Source organism: Variovorax sp. 10L426 (assembly GCF_056395305.1).
On the sequence record NZ_JBFTJF010000001.1, the window covers coordinates 243,300 to 261,554 of the forward strand.

Annotated in this window: 19 protein-coding genes; 11 read left to right on the plus strand and 8 right to left on the minus strand. The window is 64.3% G+C overall.

Features of this window, described 5'->3' with window-relative positions; all coding sequences use genetic code 11:
* Nucleotides 1–63: 63 nt before the first annotated feature.
* On the plus strand, nt 64–1,188 hold the full coding sequence (locus AC1DHL_RS01260; protein WP_478159967.1) for a ParA family protein: 1,125 nt from the start codon (nt 64–66) through the stop codon (nt 1,186–1,188).
* Nucleotide 1,189: 1 nt separating this feature from the next.
* Nucleotides 1,190–2,239: a ParB/RepB/Spo0J family partition protein gene (locus AC1DHL_RS01265; protein WP_478096308.1), complete on the plus strand. Its 1,050-nt coding sequence runs from the start codon at nt 1,190–1,192 to the stop codon at nt 2,237–2,239.
* Between the two features lie 179 nt (nt 2,240–2,418).
* On the opposite strand, the gene AC1DHL_RS01270 is transcribed toward AC1DHL_RS01265, so the two are convergent.
* The gene (locus AC1DHL_RS01270) at nt 2,419–3,213 is read right to left on the minus strand and encodes a hypothetical protein (RefSeq protein ID WP_478159969.1); all 795 of its coding nucleotides are present in this window, start codon (nt 3,211–3,213) and stop codon (nt 2,419–2,421) included.
* A 612-nt stretch (nt 3,214–3,825) separates the two neighbouring features.
* Between AC1DHL_RS01270 and AC1DHL_RS01275 the strand changes: the two genes are divergently transcribed.
* The 4 genes from AC1DHL_RS01275 to AC1DHL_RS01290 all read left to right on the plus strand — a co-directional run bounded on the left by AC1DHL_RS01275 (nt 3,826) and on the right by AC1DHL_RS01290 (nt 7,644).
* Entirely contained in the window at nt 3,826–4,053 is a 228-nt protein-coding gene (locus AC1DHL_RS01275; RefSeq protein WP_478159970.1) for a hypothetical protein, read from the plus strand.
* A 224-nt stretch (nt 4,054–4,277) separates the two neighbouring features.
* On the plus strand, nt 4,278–4,553 hold the full coding sequence (locus tag AC1DHL_RS01280) for an antitoxin (RefSeq protein ID WP_478159972.1): 276 nt from the start codon (nt 4,278–4,280) through the stop codon (nt 4,551–4,553).
* Nucleotides 4,550–4,966, plus strand: coding sequence for a type II toxin-antitoxin system VapC family toxin (locus AC1DHL_RS01285; RefSeq protein WP_478159974.1), 417 nt, complete (start codon nt 4,550–4,552; stop codon nt 4,964–4,966). The genes AC1DHL_RS01280 and AC1DHL_RS01285 overlap by 4 nt, the downstream gene beginning before the upstream one ends.
* A gap of 440 nt (nt 4,967–5,406) precedes the next feature.
* Nucleotides 5,407–7,644, plus strand: a complete 2,238-nt coding sequence (locus tag AC1DHL_RS01290; protein ID WP_478159976.1) for an NADP-dependent isocitrate dehydrogenase — start codon at nt 5,407–5,409, stop codon at nt 7,642–7,644.
* 37 nt (nt 7,645–7,681) lie between these two features.
* On the opposite strand, the gene AC1DHL_RS01295 is transcribed toward AC1DHL_RS01290, so the two are convergent.
* Entirely contained in the window at nt 7,682–8,287 is a 606-nt protein-coding gene (locus AC1DHL_RS01295; RefSeq protein ID WP_478159978.1) for a methyltransferase, read from the minus strand.
* A 35-nt stretch (nt 8,288–8,322) separates the two neighbouring features.
* Nucleotides 8,323–9,333, minus strand: a complete 1,011-nt coding sequence (locus tag AC1DHL_RS01300; RefSeq protein ID WP_478159980.1) for a GlxA family transcriptional regulator — start codon at nt 9,331–9,333, stop codon at nt 8,323–8,325.
* A gap of 85 nt (nt 9,334–9,418) precedes the next feature.
* Between AC1DHL_RS01300 and AC1DHL_RS01305 the strand changes: the two genes are divergently transcribed.
* Nucleotides 9,419–10,408 carry a fatty acid desaturase gene (locus AC1DHL_RS01305; protein WP_478159982.1) on the plus strand — a complete coding sequence of 330 codons (990 nt, stop codon included), beginning with the start codon at nt 9,419–9,421 and terminating at the stop codon, nt 10,406–10,408.
* A gap of 9 nt (nt 10,409–10,417) precedes the next feature.
* Here the strand turns inward: AC1DHL_RS01305 and AC1DHL_RS01310 are convergent, their stop codons facing one another.
* The 5 genes from AC1DHL_RS01310 to AC1DHL_RS01330 form a co-directional block, all read right to left on the minus strand.
* Entirely contained in the window at nt 10,418–11,743 is a 1,326-nt protein-coding gene (locus tag AC1DHL_RS01310; protein ID WP_478159984.1) for an adenylate/guanylate cyclase domain-containing protein, read from the minus strand.
* Between the two features lie 109 nt (nt 11,744–11,852).
* Nucleotides 11,853–12,176 (minus strand): hypothetical protein, encoded by a 324-nt coding sequence (locus AC1DHL_RS01315; RefSeq protein WP_478159986.1) that lies wholly within the window; start codon nt 12,174–12,176, stop codon nt 11,853–11,855.
* A gap of 111 nt (nt 12,177–12,287) precedes the next feature.
* Nucleotides 12,288–12,527 (minus strand): hypothetical protein, encoded by a 240-nt coding sequence (locus tag AC1DHL_RS01320; protein WP_478159988.1) that lies wholly within the window; start codon nt 12,525–12,527, stop codon nt 12,288–12,290.
* Between the two features lie 178 nt (nt 12,528–12,705).
* The gene (locus tag AC1DHL_RS01325; protein WP_478159990.1) at nt 12,706–13,800 is read right to left on the minus strand and encodes an AbrB family transcriptional regulator; all 1,095 of its coding nucleotides are present in this window, start codon (nt 13,798–13,800) and stop codon (nt 12,706–12,708) included.
* A gap of 9 nt (nt 13,801–13,809) precedes the next feature.
* Nucleotides 13,810–14,370: a hydrolase gene (locus AC1DHL_RS01330; protein ID WP_478159992.1), complete on the minus strand. Its 561-nt coding sequence runs from the start codon at nt 14,368–14,370 to the stop codon at nt 13,810–13,812.
* An 89-nt stretch (nt 14,371–14,459) separates the two neighbouring features.
* Here AC1DHL_RS01330 and AC1DHL_RS01335 point away from each other — a divergent pair, with 89 nt between their 5' ends.
* The 4 genes from AC1DHL_RS01335 (at nt 14,460) to AC1DHL_RS01350 (ending at nt 18,253) form a co-directional block, all read left to right on the plus strand.
* Nucleotides 14,460–15,074, plus strand: coding sequence for a TetR family transcriptional regulator (locus AC1DHL_RS01335; RefSeq protein ID WP_478159994.1), 615 nt, complete (start codon nt 14,460–14,462; stop codon nt 15,072–15,074).
* A gap of 157 nt (nt 15,075–15,231) precedes the next feature.
* Complete coding sequence (locus AC1DHL_RS01340) at nt 15,232–16,218, plus strand: tripartite tricarboxylate transporter substrate binding protein (RefSeq protein WP_478160395.1); 987 nt, start codon at nt 15,232–15,234, stop codon at nt 16,216–16,218.
* A 28-nt stretch (nt 16,219–16,246) separates the two neighbouring features.
* Nucleotides 16,247–16,720 (plus strand): tripartite tricarboxylate transporter TctB family protein, encoded by a 474-nt coding sequence (locus tag AC1DHL_RS01345; protein WP_478096282.1) that lies wholly within the window; start codon nt 16,247–16,249, stop codon nt 16,718–16,720.
* Between the two features lie 33 nt (nt 16,721–16,753).
* Nucleotides 16,754–18,253 carry a tripartite tricarboxylate transporter permease gene (locus AC1DHL_RS01350; RefSeq protein WP_478096280.1) on the plus strand — a complete coding sequence of 500 codons (1,500 nt, stop codon included), beginning with the start codon at nt 16,754–16,756 and terminating at the stop codon, nt 18,251–18,253.
* Nucleotides 18,254–18,255: the final 2 nt, after the last annotated feature.

Consider the following 18,255-nt stretch of genomic DNA (forward strand, 5'->3'; position numbering starts at 1 on the left):
AAGCAAACCATCCGACGACAGAATCTCGAAGATATCGAACAGCAAGCGCAGAAGATAGCCGGCATGATGGACCGTATCCGCGCGGCGATGCTGGCGCCGACCGCCGTGAAGTCTGCTCCGACGCTGAAGGCGGTGCAACTGGCGGATCTGTGTGGCGTCGACAAGTCGAAGATCTCCTACCGGCTGACCCGCGGCGACCTGCCCGCCGGTGAGATCCATGGGAACAGCCGCGAATGGTCGATGGCCGACGCGCAGCATTGGGCGCGCGAGCTGCGATCCGAGCACCTGCGGCCGAGCGGCGCGGCCGGCATCACCATCACCGTCGCCAACTTCAAGGGGGGCGTTGCGAAGACCACTTCGGCCGTCACCCTGGCGCAGGGGTTGTCGATGCGGGGGCACAGGGTGTTGCTGGTCGACCTCGATCCCCAGGGCTCGGCCACCACGCTGTTCGGTGTCCTGCCCGATGCGGAGGTCGAGACGGAGCACACGGCCATGTCGCTGTTCACCGGTGAACAGGAAAACCTGAAGTACGCGGTTCGATCGACTTACTGGCCGAACATTGATCTGGTATGTGCTGCGCCGCTGCTCTACGGCGCCGAATTCCATCTGCCCGCACGCCAGGCCAGGGACCCGGGTTTCGAATTCTGGCGCGTGCTGGATCGCGGTCTGGACCTGCCGCGGGAGGAGTACGACGTCATCGTGATCGATACACCCCCTTCGCTGAGCTACGTGACCATCAACGCGCTGATGGCGGCGGACGGGGTCATCATGCCGTTGCCGCCCTCGGCCCTGGACTTTGCCAGCTCGGCCCAGTTCTGGGATCTGTTCTCGGACCTCTGCAACCAACTGGTTCGCAGCCGCGGCAAGGACAAGAGCTTTGAGTTCATCGACGTGCTGCTGTCGCGCGTGGAGGCGTCGGACACGGCGAGCTCGGTCGTGCGGCAGTGGGTGCTCGAAGGCTATGGCGACAAGGTGCTGCCGATCGAGATTCCGAAGACGGCGATCGCCGCCACGGCCAGCGCCGAGTTCGGCACTGTTTACGACCTGCCTCGAGGATCAGTGAACTCGAAGACTTTCTCGCGCGCCCGGGTTGCCTACGACCGGATGTGCGAATTGATCGAACAGCAAATCGAAGCCGTCTGGGCGCGCCAGGTGGCTGAACGGCAAGTTCTGGAAACGGCGGTTTGACATGGGACTCAAGGACAAAGCATCCAAGATCGACTTTGCATCGCTGATGCCGGTGTCGCCGCCGAACCCGGAAGCCGCGAAACCCAAGACCGCGCCGGGCGCGATGATGGCGCTGGCGAACGACCAGCGCTCGGAGCTCTTGCGCGAAAACGATGCGCTGCGTCAGCAAGCCGCGAAGGCTGTCGAACTTGAAGGACGTCTCAGCGAGGCGGTGACCGAGCTCAGCGCCTGGGACGGCGCCAAGGCCACGCGCTTGCTCGACCCGCATCTGATCCGGCGCAGCGATTACGCGAACCGTCATGAATCGAGTTTCCAGAGCAGGGCGTTCGAGGATCTGAAGCGCGAGATCAAGGAGGCGGGCGGCAACATCCAGCCGATCAAGGTGCGGGCGATCGCCAGCCCGGGCGAGGGCCCGAAGTACGAGATCGTGTTCGGTCACCGCCGCCATGAGGCTTGCCTGCAGCTGGGACTTCAGGTGCTGGTGTTCGTCGACAACCTGGACGACCGTGCGCTGTTCGAGGAAATGGAGCGCGAGAACCGCGAGCGTGCGGATCTGTCGGCTTGGGAGCAGGGCGTGATGTATGCGCGTGCGCTGGACCGCGGGCTCTATCCGTCCTTGCGTCAGATGGCCGCAGCGATCGGTGTTGATCCGACCAATCTGTCCAAGGCGCTGGTGCTGGCGCGATTGCCTGAGGGCGTGCTTCGCGCCTTCGCATCGCCGCTGGATCTGCAATTCCGGTGGTCGACGGCATTCAAGGCGGCGATGGAACGTGATGCGGCGGGCGTCGAGGCTCGTGCTGCCGAGATTGCTGTCGATCGAGGGGCGATGGGCGCGAAGGAGATTTTCGCGCGGTTGACGTCGCCGAACGAGACGGTGATGCGCACGCCGTCGCATCCTTCCATCCAATCCTTTGACAAAGGCGGGACCACGGTTGCCACGATGAAAGTCGACAAGGATGGGCGCGCTTCGATTCGGATCCACGTCTCGCTGAACGCCGCTCGCCAACTTGAGCTTGCGGGATTCTTGGAGCGCTTTGCGGCTGCCGGCTGAAGGAACTTCCCAGTTCAAAAAGAAAGGCGCCCTCGTGGCGCCTTTTTTTTTTGAGGGACGGACCGCCCTGTAGTACGGTACTACGGGCAAGTTGCAGCAGTCCTGGTCTCCATCGCAGATCATTTCTGCCCGTGTGCAGGTGTCGATGGGCGGGCCGTAGTACCGTACTACACCGCCGATCACCTTGATCGACCGGTCGCCTCCATCCGCTCCAACGCCGACAGGATCTGATCGATCGTCGACTTGAGAACGCCCATATCCCTGTCTCGTCGGGCTTCGACGATCGGATCGTTCGCTCCAGCTTCACTCCGCGACGCTGCGAGCAACGATTCCCTTGAACGGGCAACAACCTCATCAAGTCGAGTGATCAGGTTGTTCCGCAGGGCTGTGAATTGGGCCATCTCGCGCCTCAAATCCTTCACGTCCTGGCTCAATGTCAAAAGCATCTGCTCGACGCGCTGCTGCCACTTCTCGTGTGCACCGTGGGTCGCGGTGACGGGCTCGGAGGCGATTGCCGTGGATGAGGATGCGAGCGTCGGCGGCGATTCATGGATCAACGGCCGGATTGCAGCCGTGAGTTGGCGCGCGGTCCGAGCGACTGCTTGTTCAAAGACGGCCTTGGGGTCCGAATCCGCCAACTGTGGCCAGAGTTCATAGACCCGTGCAATGGCCTTGTCAGTGACCAGCTGCAGACCCGGGCGACCCGGCTTGGCATGCGTCGGCGCTCCTTTGCGCGTCACTCGTTCGGGATAACCTTCATCCTCAGGTGTCGGGCTGTCGCCGATCAGACATTCTCTGAACTCGCCGCTCGCGCTCCACTTCTTCAGCGTGGCGTCGGATGGGGCACTGGCGCCGTGCAGGATGACAAGAATGCGCCCGAGATCGGCAACGCTGCTGACCCGAGGCCACAAGACTTCCCTCGACGCAGCGTCTTCGTCAGGAAGCTGCCAAGCCTCCTCGTTTTCGGATGACATGAATGAAGATGTTTAGTTACTCAATAACCAAATTATGACCTCGGCCCGGAAATTGGAGTGCCGAGAAGCCACTTGCGTGAAACATTTCTGGCGTTGAATCAATATTGATTCATAACGTGTTGTTTTCATTGAAAAAATCTGAACATCGACCACAACTCCTTCGGAAAGAAGATGTTTCACGGCGCGCGCTTCACAGGACTGCGGCGTGACTTGCCGTGCGACAACATTTCCCCGCATCGCGAAATCTGCAGCTTTAGGGGTGGGCCGGTCGCCTGAATAACCGTGAGGACGGCTCGCGCCGCCATCTTTGCACTCAGCGGATGAGGCGACCCTGACATCCATGTATCTGGGACTTGGCTGTCTTGGCCCTCAGAGTTCAGCGCGGCTCGAAGCAGAAGACTCGAGCGCCGCACGCATGAAACTCTCGCTGCCGCAGATCAGGTTAGGGAGCCAAGGGCGCGCTCGCCCCGCGACTCGCAGAACGCGATTCAATGAATCTGAGGCGAAGAGGCGCCCCTCTTTCCATAGCCTTGGGACCTTCAGCCTGCGCTGACACGTGTGCTGGCACAGCAAATCAACTGTCCAGCTTTTAATCGGCTATCTTTGCTGTCGATGACCATCCTGCCCACGCCGTCCCAGCTTGCCAGTGTCGACGACGAGCGCCTGGAGCAACTCGCCGCGGCTTGGCGCGCGCAGGCGCTGCGCGGCGACAAAAGCGCGTTTGGCGTTGCGCACGCATTCGAAGTCGAACGCCGTCGGCGCCTGCGCGCGAGCGAACTGCAGCAGTTAGAGCCGCTGCAACCCATCGCGCCGTCCAAGCCGTGGTGGAAGTTCTGGTGACCAAGCAAGACTGGTCGGGACAAACCCCAAGAAGCCTTTCCGAAAGCGGAGCAGATTGGCGTCAATGAGGCGCCGGCCGCCCGGGACCCCGAGGACGGTTGAAACGTAGCGTCGAGAAGTACGGTGATCGACGCCATGTTTTTGGAATTTGACGAGGTGGCAGAGATGTAGATACATTAATAGCTACATCGGGAGCGTGCTTCCCGCCAATGAAGGGGATAACCATGCACACCGCGACGGCCAAACTCTTTGCCAGCGGCGGTAGCCAAGCCGTGCGACTGCCGGCGGAGTTCCGCTTTGAAGACGCCACAGAGGTCTACGTTCGCCGTGACGAGACCACGGGAGACGTGATCCTGTCTGCTCATCCTCCTGCGGACTGGGCCTCTTTCATGCGCCGACGCGCTGAGATCGGTCCTGCCGTACCCACTGACTTCCTCGATGAAGCGGAGCGAGGGCAGGGCAGGGAGGCACGCGACCCCTTCGAGGGCTGGAAGGAATGACCCTCTACATGCTCGACACCAATGCGGCCAGCGAAGCCATGCGCGGCCATCCCGCGTTTGATGAGCGGCTGCAGGCATTGGCGCCGGGCCAGTGGTGCATCTCGGCCGTGACCCGGTCCGAGATCCGCTATGGCGCTGCGCGCCGGCCCGAAGCCGTCCGGTTGCATCGCTTGGTCAGCGAATTCTTGGACATTGCGCCGGTCGTGCCGTGGGATGCCAAAGCCGCTGACAGCCATGGCACGTTGCGCGCCCACCTCAAAAACCAGGGTCTGCCGATCGGTGATTTCGACGAGATGATCGCCGCCCACGCGCTGGCACTTGGCGCTGTCGTGGTTACCGACAACACGCGACACTTCACGCGCGTGCCAGGCCTGGTGCTCGAAAATTGGCCCCGCGCCGGTGACAAGCATTGAAACCACAGCGCCCATGCCTCGCAATGGCCCAGATATCGATGCACTGCGCACACTTGGCGGCAACTACCTGACCGTCTGGGAGCCTGACCTTCGTTCCGGCGGTGACGTAAAGACCAGCCTCTACGATGCATTCGTCACCCAGCGAGATTTCGATGTGAATGCATACCTCGGCATTCGGTGCGGCATCGCGCCGAAGCGTGACCTCCGGTGGCGTGAAATCGGTTCGAACTGGCCCGGGCCGGCAAACCAGTGCAGTCACCAGCCGCGCACCCGGCGGAAATGTCCAGCTTTTAATCGCCTGCGCCCAGTAAAAAGCGCCCTCAAAATCCGAGCGTCGGAGACCCTCGCGTCAACTTGCTAAAGTTCGCGTCAGTTCGCAACCCCGTTTGCCATGCTGGCGGGTGGCATTGCGCTGTTTTTCAACCCATCTTGAGGCCGCTATGACCGCCGGAAAACCCCAGATCATCTACACCCTGACCGACGAGGCACCCCGCCTTGCGACCGCCTCGCTGTTGCCCATTCTCAAGGCCTTCGCCGCACCGGCGGGCATCGACGTCACGACCAGCGACATCTCGGTGGCCAGCCGCATCCTGGGGCAGTTTGCGGAGGTGCTGACCGAAGCGCAGCGCGTGCCCGACAACCTGGCTGAACTGGGCAAGCTGACGTTTCGGCCCGAAGCCAACATCGTCAAGCTGCCCAACATCAGCGCTTCCGTGGCCCAACTCAAGGCCGCCATCAAGGAACTGCAGGACAAGGGCTACAAGATCCCGGACTACCCCGAGAGCCCAAAGACGGATGAGGAAAACAACATCCGTGCGCGCTACAACAAGTGCATCGGCAGCGCGGTGAATCCTGTCCTTCGCGAAGGCAATTCCGACCGCCGTGCACCCAAGGCCGTGAAGGAATTCGCGCGCAAGAACCCTCACAGCATGGCCGAGTGGAGCCAGGCATCACGCTCGCACGTCTCGCACATGCACCACGGCGACTTCTATCACGGCGAAAAGTCGATCACGCTGGACAAGGCCCGCGACGTGAAGATGGAACTGATCACCAGGAGCGGCAAGGCCATCGTGCTCAAGCCGAAGGTCTCGCTGCTCGAGCGCGAGGTGATCGACTCCATGTTCATGAGCAAGAAGGAACTGGTCGATTTCTACGAGCAGCAGATCCAGGACGCCCACAAGACCGGCGTGATGTTCTCGCTGCACGTGAAGGCCACCATGATGAAGGTGTCGCACCCGATCGTGTTCGGCCACTGCGTCAAGATCTTCTACCGCGAGGCCTTCGAGAAGCACGCCAAGCTGTTCGAGGAACTGGGCGTGAACGTCAACAACGGGATGGTCGACCTCTACAACAAGATCGCCGCCTTGCCCGAAAGCACGCAGGACGAGATCAAGCGCGACCTGCATGCCTGCCACGAGCACCGCCCCGAACTGGCCATGGTGGATTCCGCAAAGGGCATCACCAACTTCCATTCGCCCAACGACATCATCGTGGACGCCTCCATGCCGGCGATGATCCGCAACGGCGGCAAGATGTACGGCGCCGACGGCCGCCTGAAGGACGTGAAGGCCGTCATGCCCGAGAGCACCTTCGCCCGCATCTACCAGGAGATCATCAACTTCTGCAAGTGGCACGGCGCCTTCGATCCCAAGACCATGGGCACCGTGCCCAACGTGGGCCTCATGGCGCAACAGGCCGAGGAATACGGCTCGCACGACAAGACCTTCGAGATCACCGAGGATGGCGTCGCCAACATCACCGACCTCAACACGGGCGAGGTGCTGCTCAGCCAGAACGTGGAAGCAGGCGACATCTGGCGCATGTGCCAGGTCAAGGACGCCGCCATCCGCGACTGGGTCAAGCTCGCCGTCACGCGCGCGCGCAACTCCGGCATGCCCGTGGTGTTCTGGCTGGACGCCTACCGCCCGCACGAGGCGCAACTCATCACCAAGGTCAAGATGTACCTGCACGAGCACGACACCACCGGGCTCGACATCCAGATCATGAGCCAGGTGCGCGCCATGCGTTACACGCTGGAGCGAGTGATCCGTGGCCAGGACACCATCAGCGCCACCGGCAACATCCTGCGCGACTACCTGACCGACCTGTTCCCCATCATGGAGCTGGGCACCTCGGCCAAGATGCTGTCCATCGTGCCGCTGATGGCTGGCGGCGGCATGTACGAAACGGGCGCCGGCGGCTCGGCACCCAAGCATGTGCAGCAACTGGTGGAGGAGAACCACCTGCGCTGGGATTCGCTGGGCGAGTTCCTCGCCCTGGCCGTGAGCCTGGAGGACTTGGGGCTCAAGAACAACAACGTCAAGGCCAAGGTGCTGGCCAAGACGCTCGATGCCGCCACGGGCAAGCTGCTCGACAACAACAAGGGCCCGTCGCCCAAGACCGGCCAGCTCGACAATCGCGGCAGCCACTTCTATCTGGCGCTCTATTGGGCACAGGCCCTGGCCGAGCAGACCGAAGACAAGGAATTGGCCGCTCACTTCAAGCCGCTCGCCGAGGCGCTGGCTGCCAACGAGAAGAAGATCGTCGACGAGTTGGCCGCCGTGCAAGGCAAGCCGGCCGACATCGGCGGCTACTACCTGCCGGACCCGGCCAAGACCGATGCGGTGATGCGACCCAGCGCGACGCTCAACGCGACGCTGGCGGCTGCGGCGGGCTGAGGGCCACCCTCGCAGGCGATTTGACTCAGCTTCGCAGTCACTCTGCCGCGTACTCCAGCGAGTACAGCGGCACGTCTGATCGCTGGCTGAGCCACACGCCGCCGCCAATCTCCTTGAACTGCCGAGACAACCCGCGCCGATACACCTCGGCGCGGTGGCGGAAGAGGTGCGGGTCGGTGAGGTCTTCGTCCACGATGCCGCGTTCGTAATCCTCACGCACTGCGACCTCCATGTACAGGGCACCGCTGCACAACACCCCCAGATTGCGCAGCGCGCGCTTCAGATCCGGCGGGCTCAGGTAAGCCAGCACGCCCTGGCAGATGACGAAGTCGAACGGCTCTCCAGCCTGGTAGTCCACGACCGAACCGCGTTCCCACCCGTAGCGCTTGCACAGGTACCCGCTGAACTCCACGCCGCGAAAGCTGGCTTGCGGGAAATGCTGCGCCACGATGTCGCGCCACAGCCCGACGCCGCAGCCCACGTCCAGCACCCGACGCACGGGGACGCGCAGGTATTTCAGATAGGCGCAGACGAAGGCCCCCAGGCGTTCGATGTGCTGCGGGTCCGCGACCTTCGTCTTCTTGTCGAAGTAATAGCGCTGGTAGTAGGACTCGTCGAAAGTGGCGGCACGGGCTGATTCCATGTGGGGATCCTTTTTGAACTGGCGGTGGCACCCGCTCATCGTCGCTGATGCCCGACCGCATGATCCAGCCGGTGGCGACGGGGAGCCTTGCCGCGGGCAGCGGCAAAGGCACGACTGAGGGCGCTGGCGCTCGCATAGCCGCACTCGCTCGCCACATGCGCGAGCGGCAGCCGGGTCGAGGTGAGCAGATGGTCCGCACGTTCAAGCCGCAGGCTCGCGACGTACTGGCGCACGTTGAAACCGACGGCGTCGGCGAATCGGCGTGACAGGCTGCGCTCGCTCAAGCCGACATGATGCGCCAGCGCGGCGAGGCTCGGTACCGGATCGATCTCGCGCTCGAGCATTTCCTGCACCGCCAGGACCTGCGTGTCGCCGTGTCCCTTGTGAGGGGCGCTCCACAGTGCGAGCTTGTTGTCGGCGGGCAGCGCCTCGGTGCTGGTGTGGCGCAGAAAGCGACGTGCGCGCTGCATGCCGAAGAATCGCTCGATCAGGTGCGCACAGGCGTCCACCGTCGGGCCGATGCCGCACACCGTCACGATGTCGGCGGCGGCGACGATCCTGCGCGAGGACTGGTAGCGGACCTCCGGAAAGCGGCGCTGGATGATCGCTCGCTCGCTCAGCAGACCGGTGGCCTCGCGCCCATCGAGCAGGCCCGACTTGGCCAGCAGAAGCGTGCCGCCGAAGCTCATCAGCAATGCGCCACTCGCGTGCTGCCTGCGCAGCCATCGGCCGTACGCCGCGTCGTCTTCGGTCGTCTCTGACGCGGGCGCGAACTGGGCAGGCACGACCACCACGCTGAAGTCACCGGCTCGGTTCAGCGTCAGGTCCGGCGCCAGTGGCAGGCCGCCGAAACTGATGACCGGCACTCTGCTGCGCGCCACCAGGCGCACGTCGAACAGCGCGCTCGCGGCGATGTCGTCATTGCGCGTCGCCAAGGTCCCCGCGGCCTGAAGCAGGTCGCGCACCAGGAGTACCGAGCCTGCCCACGGACGGTGGGGAAGCACGATGGCAACGCGCACCGGCGCGGCGGCCGTGCGTGCTTTCATGTCATGTATCTGGCGCTTCATGACAACAGATTCTGCGCTTGCCTTGCTCCAATCAGGACATCGAAATCAAGACCGGATGTTCCCCATGAATGACGTACGCAGATTGCTGGCACGCGAAGAAATGCAGGCGCTGCAGCGCAAGTCCAACTGGAAGGCGGCCTGGATGCTGCTGGTCAACTGGAGCCTGATCGCGGCCAGCTTCGCCCTTGTCATCGCCTGGCCGGGCGTCGCCACCGTGGCGCTCGCCATGCTGGTGTTGGCAGGGCGCCAGTTGGGACTGGGCATCCTGATGCACGAGTGCGCACATCGCTCCTTCACGCCCTCACGCGCGTTGAACGACTGGATCGGCCAGTGGCTGTGCGCCGCGCCGGTGTTTGCCGACCTGACGATCTATCGCAGCTACCACATGACCCACCATGTCAAGACCGGCACGGCGGACGATCCGGATCTGCCCAACTACCGTGGCTATCCCGTCAGCCGGGGGTCGTTGGCTCGCAAGGTCTTGCGCGACCTCGTGGGCATCACCGGCCTGAAGGCGGCTGCCACTCTGGCCGTGCTCTATGCGCACGCGGAGCCCGAGAAGCTGCGTTTTGGCTACGCCTACAAGAAGCAGAGCGCCGAAGCCGCAGCAGCGGGTGGCGATGGTCCCGGAAAGCGCAATGTGCGCCACCTGCTGTGGAATGCCCGCCGCATTCTGCTGGTGCACGCGATGGCGTTCGGCCTGTCATGGGCTTGTGGCCACGCGATGGCCTACCTGCTGTGGCCCGCGACGTGGCTGACCACCTACATGCTGGTCAGCCGCATCCGCAATGCCGCCGAGCACGGCGCGCTGCCCGGCACCATGAGCCAGGACATCTGGTCCAACACGCGCACCGTTCGTGCAGGGTGGTGGGAGCGCCTGCTGTTCGCGCCCAATTTCGTCAACTACCATGTCGAGCATCATCTGGCGCCCACCGTGCCCTCATACAACCTCCGCGGCATGCACGGTCTCTTGAAAGAGAAGGGCGCCTTGAAGCAAGCCCACGTCGCCGGAGGCTATGTGGAGGTCTTGGGCAGCCTCATCGCAAAACGTTGAGCCGACACCTCACTGCGCAACGGCAAACAACTGCCACTCATCGGGGACTCCCTTCAGGCGCTGGATTCCCCGATCCTGAAATGACAGTCCTGAACCCGCCACCAGATCCTTGACGGTGCTCGAAACAAGCACTTCGCCCGTCTGCGCATGCGTCGCCACGCGCGCGCCGGTATGCACGGCAATGCCCCCAACCTTGCCGTCTATCACTTCACACTCGCCGGTGTGCAGCCCGGCACGGATCTCGATCCCGAGCGCGCGTACCTCGCGAGAAATGGCGCAGGCGCAGCGTACTGCGCGGGCTGGCCCATCGAAGGTGGCAAGGAAGCCGTCACCCGCGGTGTCGATCTCGCGGCCCCTGAAGCGCTCCAGCTCGCGGCGAACCAATGTATGGTGACTCTCGAGCAAGTCGTGCCAGCCGCGATCGCCGAGGAAAGCGGCGCGTTCCGTGGACTTCACGATGTCGGTGAACATGACAGTGACCAAAAGCCGCTCGGGTTCACCCCCGAATCGAGTTCCAGTGAGGAACTCTTCAATCTCATCGAGAATGATGTCCCTGTCGCAGCCCCACGGGATGTGATCGATGCCGTGCAGTTCGACCAGCTTCGCTCCGGTGATGTGCTGGCTCATGTATTGGCTGGCACCGAAATCAATGACGAGATCGTTTCGGCTGTGCAAAAGCAGAGTGGGCACGCGCACGGCGGGCAGCACCTGACGGATGTCGATGTCCATGTTCATGCGCAACACCGCCGCTGCGGCCGCCGGGCTCGCACTGGAGCGCAGCCAACGCGCCCACCATTGACGGCATCGCTCGTCCTGGGCTTGGCTCGGCCACCGTTGCTCGATACCGAGAGGGCCGCCCCAGTCACGTTCCACCTCCTCGGCAAAGGCGAGGGATTGTTCCCTCGTCCTTCCCCAGGGGTAGTCGGGCGCCTGTATGCGTCGCGCGAAAGCGCCGCCCATGATGAGCGCCGAGGCGCGAGACGGATAGGTGGCGGCGAACAGCGCGCACATCGCACCGCCCTCCGAGTAGCCGAACAACGCCGCTTGCTGCGATCCGGCGGCGTCCATCACCGCACGCACGTCGTCCATGCGAACTTCAAGGCTGGGCATGTCGGTGACTCGGTCGGACAGACCCGTCCCCCTCTTGTCGAACAGGATGAGCCGGGAGAACGAGGCCAGCCGCTCCAGCATCCGCGCCAGCCCTGGCTCCTCCCAGAAGACATCGAGGTTCGAGACCCACCCCGGAACCAGCACGAGGTCTCGCGGGCCGCTGCCGACCGTCTGATAGGCGATGTTGACGCCACCGCTTTTCGCGTAATGGGTCGTAGGAAGCATGGAGGTTGCACCCTCGGAGCGCCGCCCTTGCGGCGTGTCCGCGGAAGCTTGCCACAAATCGCCGCAGCGGCAAACATGCAACCTGGCCTAGTCCTGGCCTAGTCCTGGCCTAGTACTTGATGGTCACTCCGGCCTTCACGCCAGCGTTGCTCTTTCCGTCGGAAGTCGCGCCGGCGGAAAACGAAGTCTTGCCGCCGGTGCTCGCGCCCAGCGAATAGCTCGGCCGCGGTCCGGTGGTATCGATACCTCCGTAGGCGCCAGCACCGTCCTTCTTCTCGACGCCAACGGTCATGCCGTTGGTTTCGGCCGAGCGCTCCGTGGATTGGACGTTGGGCGCCACATAGACCGTGCCCTTGTCGTCGCTTTCCACGGGAACCTTGACGGGATCCGCGAGGGCATTGGTACAGCAGGCGATCAAAGCCAGGGCAGTCACGATGGGGCTGTTCATCGAGTGGGAAGTTAACACCACGCCCGGGCTGGCGCATTCCCGGGATTCCGTTGGGTGATGTAAGGCTGCTCCTACGATTCAGCCGGGCGCTGGTCTTCAAGGCATCACCTGCCCGCCGTTGACCTCGATCACCTGCCCGGTGACGTAGCTGCTGGCGGCTGCACTGGCGAGGAACTGGACGATCGCGCAGCCGCGCAACTTGCACTCCGAGAGAGCCCATTCGAACATCTGTCGGCCGATGCCCGCATTGCCAGGGGCGAGGCCGGTCGGAGAGGAAGCGGAGGCGCAAGAAGAGGCCCAGCGGTGTTGCGCCGCTGGGCCAGGACTCCCTTTCATGCTGCATTTGCCTACGAGAGGCCGCGATTGCCTACGTGAGAGGCGCACAGGAAAGTCCCGCTTCAACTCTACGCTTCGAGGCCCGGCCTGTTGCAGGATTGATTGAATCGTTTCGTTTCAGCAAACACAAGGTGTTCGCCTCGTCCGCGGCCCGGGCCCGCCTTCGGCGTGCGCTTTCTCAGGCAGCGACGTCGCCGCTGGGTTCTCGCGGCCGGCTCGACATCCTTTGGGCAACCCAGCGCGCCAGCCGCGGCCCGAAGGCGATGACGACGAACAGCCGCACGGTCTGCAGGCACATCACGAAGGGCAGGTCCACCGGGCTCGAAGCCGCGATGATCGCCACGGTGTCCATGCCGCCGGGACTCATCGCCAGGTAGGCGGTGAGCGCATCGACATGCGCGACGCGCGCAAGCACCCACGAGAGCGCGCCGCAGATCGCGATCAGCGCCGCGATCGAGCCCAGGATGGCGGGCAAAGCGCGCAGTGAATAGCGCAAGGCCTCGCGTGTGAAGCGCAGGCCGATCGTCCAGCCGACCAGCGCGTAGGTTGCCACGAGCAGCAGCGGCGGTAGTTCGATGCGCAGCCAGCCGGCGAGGTGGAGCGCGGCGACGGCAAAGGCCGGCAGCAGCAGCGCGCCGGCCTGCACGCGCAGGCGCAAGCCCAGCCACGCGGCGGCGCCGAGCACGACCAGGGTTTCGGCGCACGCCACGATGTCCACGGGTGCCAGCAGCGCGGGCATGGGCCGCGCCACATTGCCCAAGTGCAACATGAAGTGCGCGATGCCCGCGGCAAACATGGCCACGCAGATCACCCGCAGGTACTGCATGAACGCGACCAGGCGCGCATCGGCGCCCCAGGACTCGGCCATCACCACCATCGCAGTCGCGGCGCCCGGTGTCACGCCCCAGATGGCCGTCGTGCCCGGCAGCACGCGCAGGCGGCTCAAGCCCACGCCGAGCATGCCGCTCGCCAGCAGCGTCGTCAGGATCGCGGCGAGGAAGATCGGCCAGTGGCCGAGAAAGGTCTGCGCGATCTCTGGTGTGATCGTCGTCGCGATCATGCCGCCGATCAGGGCCTGCGCGGCGATGTAGCCGGACGGGGGTACGCGCACGGCGGCGCCATGCGTGCCCAGCGCGATGGCGGCGAACATCGGCCCCAGCAACAGGGCCGCCGGCAGGCGCAGCGCGAGCAGGGCGGCGGAGATCGCGAGCGACAGCGTCGCGAGCAGCGCCCACTGCGCAGCGCGCGGCCAGCGGTGAAGGACGGAAGGCACGCCCGGCCTTCAGGCGAGGCGGAGGTCTGTCATCTTCACGATACGGCCGAGGCGCGGAAAGATATTCTTGAACGCGAACTCGTGCATCTCGGCTGAAGAGCCCGAGGTCGCGTCCTCGACGAGCACCACGTCGTAGCTGTGCTCATGCGCGCTGCGCGCCGTCGATTCGACACCGATGTTGGTCGCGATGCCGCCGATCACGACGGTGCGCACCCCGCGCCGGCGCAACAGCAAGTCGAGATCGGTGCCATGGAATGCGCCCCAGTGGCGCTTGGTGACGACGAGGTCGCCCTGGGCGGCAGGGTCGTCCGGGAAGTCGGCGAAGTCGGGTGGCATCGGTCCGCGCGTGGGCACGGCGTCGACCTTGCCCGGTGGGGCGTAGGCGCCGCCCGGACCAAAGTCCACGCGCACGCGGACCACGGTTGCCGCGGCCGCACGGAATCGCTCGGAGAGTTCGATGCCGCGCGCGAACACCTCGGCGCCCGAGTGCGGCGCGACAGGCAGGGCGACAATGCCCTTCTGCAGATCGATGAGGATGAGCGCGGTGGTTTTGGGGTCGAGTTCCAGCATGGGGGCTCCGGATTGGATGGACAGGAGGGGCCGTTCATGGAAACATGAGGAAGCCCTCGTGAAATAATAATATGAGAAATGCCTCACAAATGTCAAGTACACAGGAAGCCCTAGGTGCGCCGCGCGCCCCGCGGCGCAAGCGCGGCGAGCTTCGCGTTGCCTCGTTGCTCGAAGCGGCGGCGGCGGTGTTCGCCGAACGCGGCTATGCGGCGGCGACGATGACCGAGATCGCGGCGCGCGCGCAGGCGCCGATCGGCTCGCTCTACCAGTTCTTTCCGAGCAAGGAAGCACTGGGCACGGCGATGATGCAGCGCTACCTCCAACTTGCCGTGGCGGCGCTGGAGGCCATCGAGACGCAGGCGGCGGCCCTGTCGGCCGAAGCGCTGGCCGACGCGCTGCTGCGGGTCTTCACCGATCTCAGGGAGGAACGCGCGGCGGCGATCTCGATGCTCGACGTCAAGCCCGGCCACCGGCAGACAGGCACGGGCACATTCCGCACCACCGTGCTGGCGCATATCGTCCGCATCCTGAAGGTGCGCCGGCCTCGGCTGATGCCGCTGCGTGCCAGCGCGATGGCACTGGCCGTGCTGTTGCAGCTCAAGGCCGCAGTGGCGGTGGAATCACACGCTGCCGACACGAAGGCGGCCACGGCAGCCCTGCGCGAGTTGCGCACGATGCTGGCGCTGTACCTGGACGCGGGCTGACGCCGGTGCAGGCGATGGGCGGACCTGACCACAGCCTGAACGCGGCCGCAAGCGGTAATTTGCCCTAGTGCTCTTCAAGGCAAAGAGTGCGAGAAATGGTGTGACGCCGATGCACTCGCACGTGTGCAGGCCAAAGAAAGAGACAACCAAGATGACGATGCACGCCCGTTCGCGCCGTTCCTTTGTTCTGCACGCGGTCGCCGCCAGCGTGATTCTGATGGCCTCCGGCGCACCCGCGCTGGCGCAGACCTATCCCGCCCGGCCCGTCACGCTCATCGTGCCTTGGGGTGCGGGCGGCGGCACCGACGCCACCGCGCGCATCGTTGCGAGCCTGCTCGAGAAGGAGTTGAACCAGCCAGTCACCGTCGTGAACCGCACCGGCGGCAGCGGCGTGGTCGGCCATGCCGCCATCGCCTCGGCGCCGCCGGATGGCTACACCATCGGGCTTGCGACGGTCGAGATCGGCATGATGCATTGGCAGGGCCTGACCGAACTCAGCGGCGCGTCGTACACGCCCATCGGATTGGTCAACGCCGATCCGGCCGCGATCCAGGTCCGCGCCGATGCACCTTACAAGAGCGTCACCGAACTGCTGGCAGCCATCAAGGCCAACCCGGGAAAGCTCAAGGCATCGGGCACGGGGCAGGGCGGCATCTGGCATCTCGCGATCGCCGGACTCTTGCGCGACCAGAAGATCGATCCCGCGGCGGTTCCATGGGTGCCCAGCAATGGCGCGGCGCCGGGCCTGCAGGACATGGTGGCCGGCGGCGTCGACATCGCGCCGGTGTCCCTTCCCGAGGCGCGGTCGTTGATCGATGCCGGCAAGGTCAAGAGCCTGGCCATCATGAACGACAAGCCATCCTCGCTGTACCCGAACATCCCGACCCTCAAGTCCGTGACCGGCAGCGACTGGACGATGGCCGCGTGGCGCGGCATCGTCGCTCCCAAAGGGATTCCGCCCGAAGTGCGTGACCGCTTGGGAGCCGCAGTCAAGAAGGTGGCTGCGAGCAAGGAATACACCGACTTCATGGCCTCGCGCGGATTTGGCGTGGTCTATGCAGACCCGGAGGCGTTTGGAAAATACATGGCCAAGTCCGACGCCGAACTGGGTGCGACGATGAAGGCCGTCGGCATCGCGAAATGACCTGTTCGCGCTTCTGCCGGGTCGTCTCGTGAAGCTGAACGACGCGGTTTTCGGCTGCGTCCTTCTGGCGCTGGGCATTGCCGTGCTGCTGGTGGTGCAGGGCTATCCGCGAATTCCCGGCCAACAGGTCGGACCGGCCCTGTTTCCCGGGATCATCGCCGCCGCCCTGTGCGCGTGCGGCGCGGCCTTGACGATCAATGGCTGGCGCACGCGCCATGACAGTGCCTGGTTTCGCCCGGGCGAATGGGTGAAGTCGCCCAGGCACTTGCTGGCGTTCTGTGCTGTCATCGGGAGCGTCGTGTTCTACATGGTGGCCGTCGACAAGCTCGGCTTCCTGATCACCGCGACCGTGCTGCTGACCGCGGTGATGTGGGCGCTGCAGGTGTCGCTGTGGCGCTCATTGTGGGTCGCGGTCGTCGCGACACTGCTCATCCACGCGGCGTTCTACAAGCTGCTGCGTGTTCCGCTGCCGTGGGGCCTGCTCACCCCGTACGCCTGGTAGCCGGGCCACTTCAACGCCGAAGATCGAACGCACATGTCGACAGCTCTCGGGCAAGCCTTCGCGATGGTGTTCGATCCATACACCCTGGTGGTCATGATCGTGGCTTCGCTCTACGGTCTCTTCGTCGGCGCGGTGCCGGGACTGTCTGCCACCATGGCCGTGGCGCTGCTGGTGCCGGTCACCTTCTTCATGGCGCCGATTCCCGCGATCGCAGCGATGGTGACCGCCACCGCGATGGCGATCTTCTCCGGCGACATTCCGGGCTGCCTGCTTCGCATTCCCGGCACGCCTGCCTCGGCCGCCTACACCGACGAAGCCTTTGCCATGACGCGCAAGGGCCAGGCCGAGGTTGCACTCGGCGCGGGGCTGGTGTTCTCGGCGGTGGGGGGTCTCTTCGGCACGGCGGTGCTGATCGTCGCCTCTCCTGCACTGGCCGACTTCGCACTCAACTTCAGCTCGTTCGAATACTTCTGGCTCGTGCTGCTGGGCCTCACCTGCGCCGTCTTCATCACGTCGGACCGCCCGCTCAAGGGCGTCGTGACCCTCATGCTCGGATTGCTCGTGGCATGCGTGGGCCTGGGCAATCCGGCCGGCTTTCCGCGCTTCACCTTCGGCAACACCGAGATGACAGGCGGCATCGGCATGATCCCGATGATGATCGGAATGTTCGCGATTTCGGAGGTGATCCGTTACGCGGTCGACACGCTGCCGCCGGCCGAGTTGGTGGTCGAAAAGGTGGGCAGTGTCCTGTCCGGCCAATGGGCACTGGCCAAGAAATACCCCGTTCAGATTCTGCGCGGCAGTGCGCTGGGCACGCTCGTCGGCGCGTTGCCGGGCGCGGGCGCCGACATTGCGGCCTGGATGTCCTATGCGATGAGCAAGAAATTGTCGAAAGAGCCCGAAAAGTTCGGGACCGGTCATGTCGAGGGCATCGTCGAATCGGGGTCCGCGAACAACAGTGCCCTGGCGGGTGCGTGGATCCCCGCCCTGGTGTTCGGCATCCCGGGCGATTCGATCACGGCCATTGTGATCGGCGTGCTCTACATGAAGAACCTGAACCCCGGACCGACCCTGTTCACCACCAACCCTCAGAACATCTATGCGGTGTTCATGCTGTTCATCATGGCCAACCTCATCATGATCCCGCTCGGGATCCTGTGCATCAAGGTCTCCAAGCGCATCCTTCGTGTGCCGCGCAACCTGCTGATGCCGCTCATCCTGATCTTCTGCATCGTGGGCGCGTTCGCCATCAACAATTCGCTTTTCGATGTCGGCGTGATGCTGGTGGCCGGCGTCGTTGCCTACCTGCTCGAGGAAAACCAGTTCCCGATCGCTCCTGCCATTCTGGGCGTCGTGCTCGGTGGCATGCTGGAAGAAAACTTCATCACGTCGATGATCAAGTCCGACGGCAACCTCATGGGCTTCGTCTCCCGCCCGATCGCCGCTTCGCTGGCGGTGTTGTCGCTGGTGATCTGGGTGTTTCCGGTGCTGCGAGGACTGCGCCGCAGGCAGTCGCTGCGGACCGTCGCCTGACA

What these genes read in the sequence shown, in the direction of transcription:
- AC1DHL_RS01260 (WP_478159967.1), top strand. Translation starts at nt 64, where the DNA reads ATGATGGACCGTATCCGCGCGGCGATGCTGGCGCCGACCGCCGTGAAG.
- AC1DHL_RS01265 (WP_478096308.1), top strand. Translation starts at nt 1,190, where the DNA reads ATGGGACTCAAGGACAAAGCATCCAAGATCGACTTTGCATCGCTGATG.
- AC1DHL_RS01270 (WP_478159969.1), bottom strand. Translation starts at nt 3,213, where the DNA reads ATGTCATCCGAAAACGAGGAGGCTTGGCAGCTTCCTGACGAAGACGCT.
- AC1DHL_RS01275 (WP_478159970.1), top strand. Translation starts at nt 3,826, where the DNA reads ATGACCATCCTGCCCACGCCGTCCCAGCTTGCCAGTGTCGACGACGAG.
- AC1DHL_RS01280 (WP_478159972.1), top strand. Translation starts at nt 4,278, where the DNA reads ATGCACACCGCGACGGCCAAACTCTTTGCCAGCGGCGGTAGCCAAGCC.
- AC1DHL_RS01285 (WP_478159974.1), top strand. Translation starts at nt 4,550, where the DNA reads ATGACCCTCTACATGCTCGACACCAATGCGGCCAGCGAAGCCATGCGC.
- AC1DHL_RS01290 (WP_478159976.1), top strand. Translation starts at nt 5,407, where the DNA reads ATGACCGCCGGAAAACCCCAGATCATCTACACCCTGACCGACGAGGCA.
- AC1DHL_RS01295 (WP_478159978.1), bottom strand. Translation starts at nt 8,287, where the DNA reads ATGGAATCAGCCCGTGCCGCCACTTTCGACGAGTCCTACTACCAGCGC.
- AC1DHL_RS01300 (WP_478159980.1), bottom strand. Translation starts at nt 9,333, where the DNA reads ATGAAAGCACGCACGGCCGCCGCGCCGGTGCGCGTTGCCATCGTGCTT.
- AC1DHL_RS01305 (WP_478159982.1), top strand. Translation starts at nt 9,419, where the DNA reads ATGAATGACGTACGCAGATTGCTGGCACGCGAAGAAATGCAGGCGCTG.
- AC1DHL_RS01310 (WP_478159984.1), bottom strand. Translation starts at nt 11,743, where the DNA reads ATGCTTCCTACGACCCATTACGCGAAAAGCGGTGGCGTCAACATCGCC.
- AC1DHL_RS01320 (WP_478159988.1), bottom strand. Translation starts at nt 12,527, where the DNA reads ATGAAAGGGAGTCCTGGCCCAGCGGCGCAACACCGCTGGGCCTCTTCT.
- AC1DHL_RS01330 (WP_478159992.1), bottom strand. Translation starts at nt 14,370, where the DNA reads ATGCTGGAACTCGACCCCAAAACCACCGCGCTCATCCTCATCGATCTG.
- AC1DHL_RS01335 (WP_478159994.1), top strand. Translation starts at nt 14,460, where the DNA reads ATGTCAAGTACACAGGAAGCCCTAGGTGCGCCGCGCGCCCCGCGGCGC.
- AC1DHL_RS01340 (WP_478160395.1), top strand. Translation starts at nt 15,232, where the DNA reads ATGCACGCCCGTTCGCGCCGTTCCTTTGTTCTGCACGCGGTCGCCGCC.
- AC1DHL_RS01350 (WP_478096280.1), top strand. Translation starts at nt 16,754, where the DNA reads ATGTCGACAGCTCTCGGGCAAGCCTTCGCGATGGTGTTCGATCCATAC.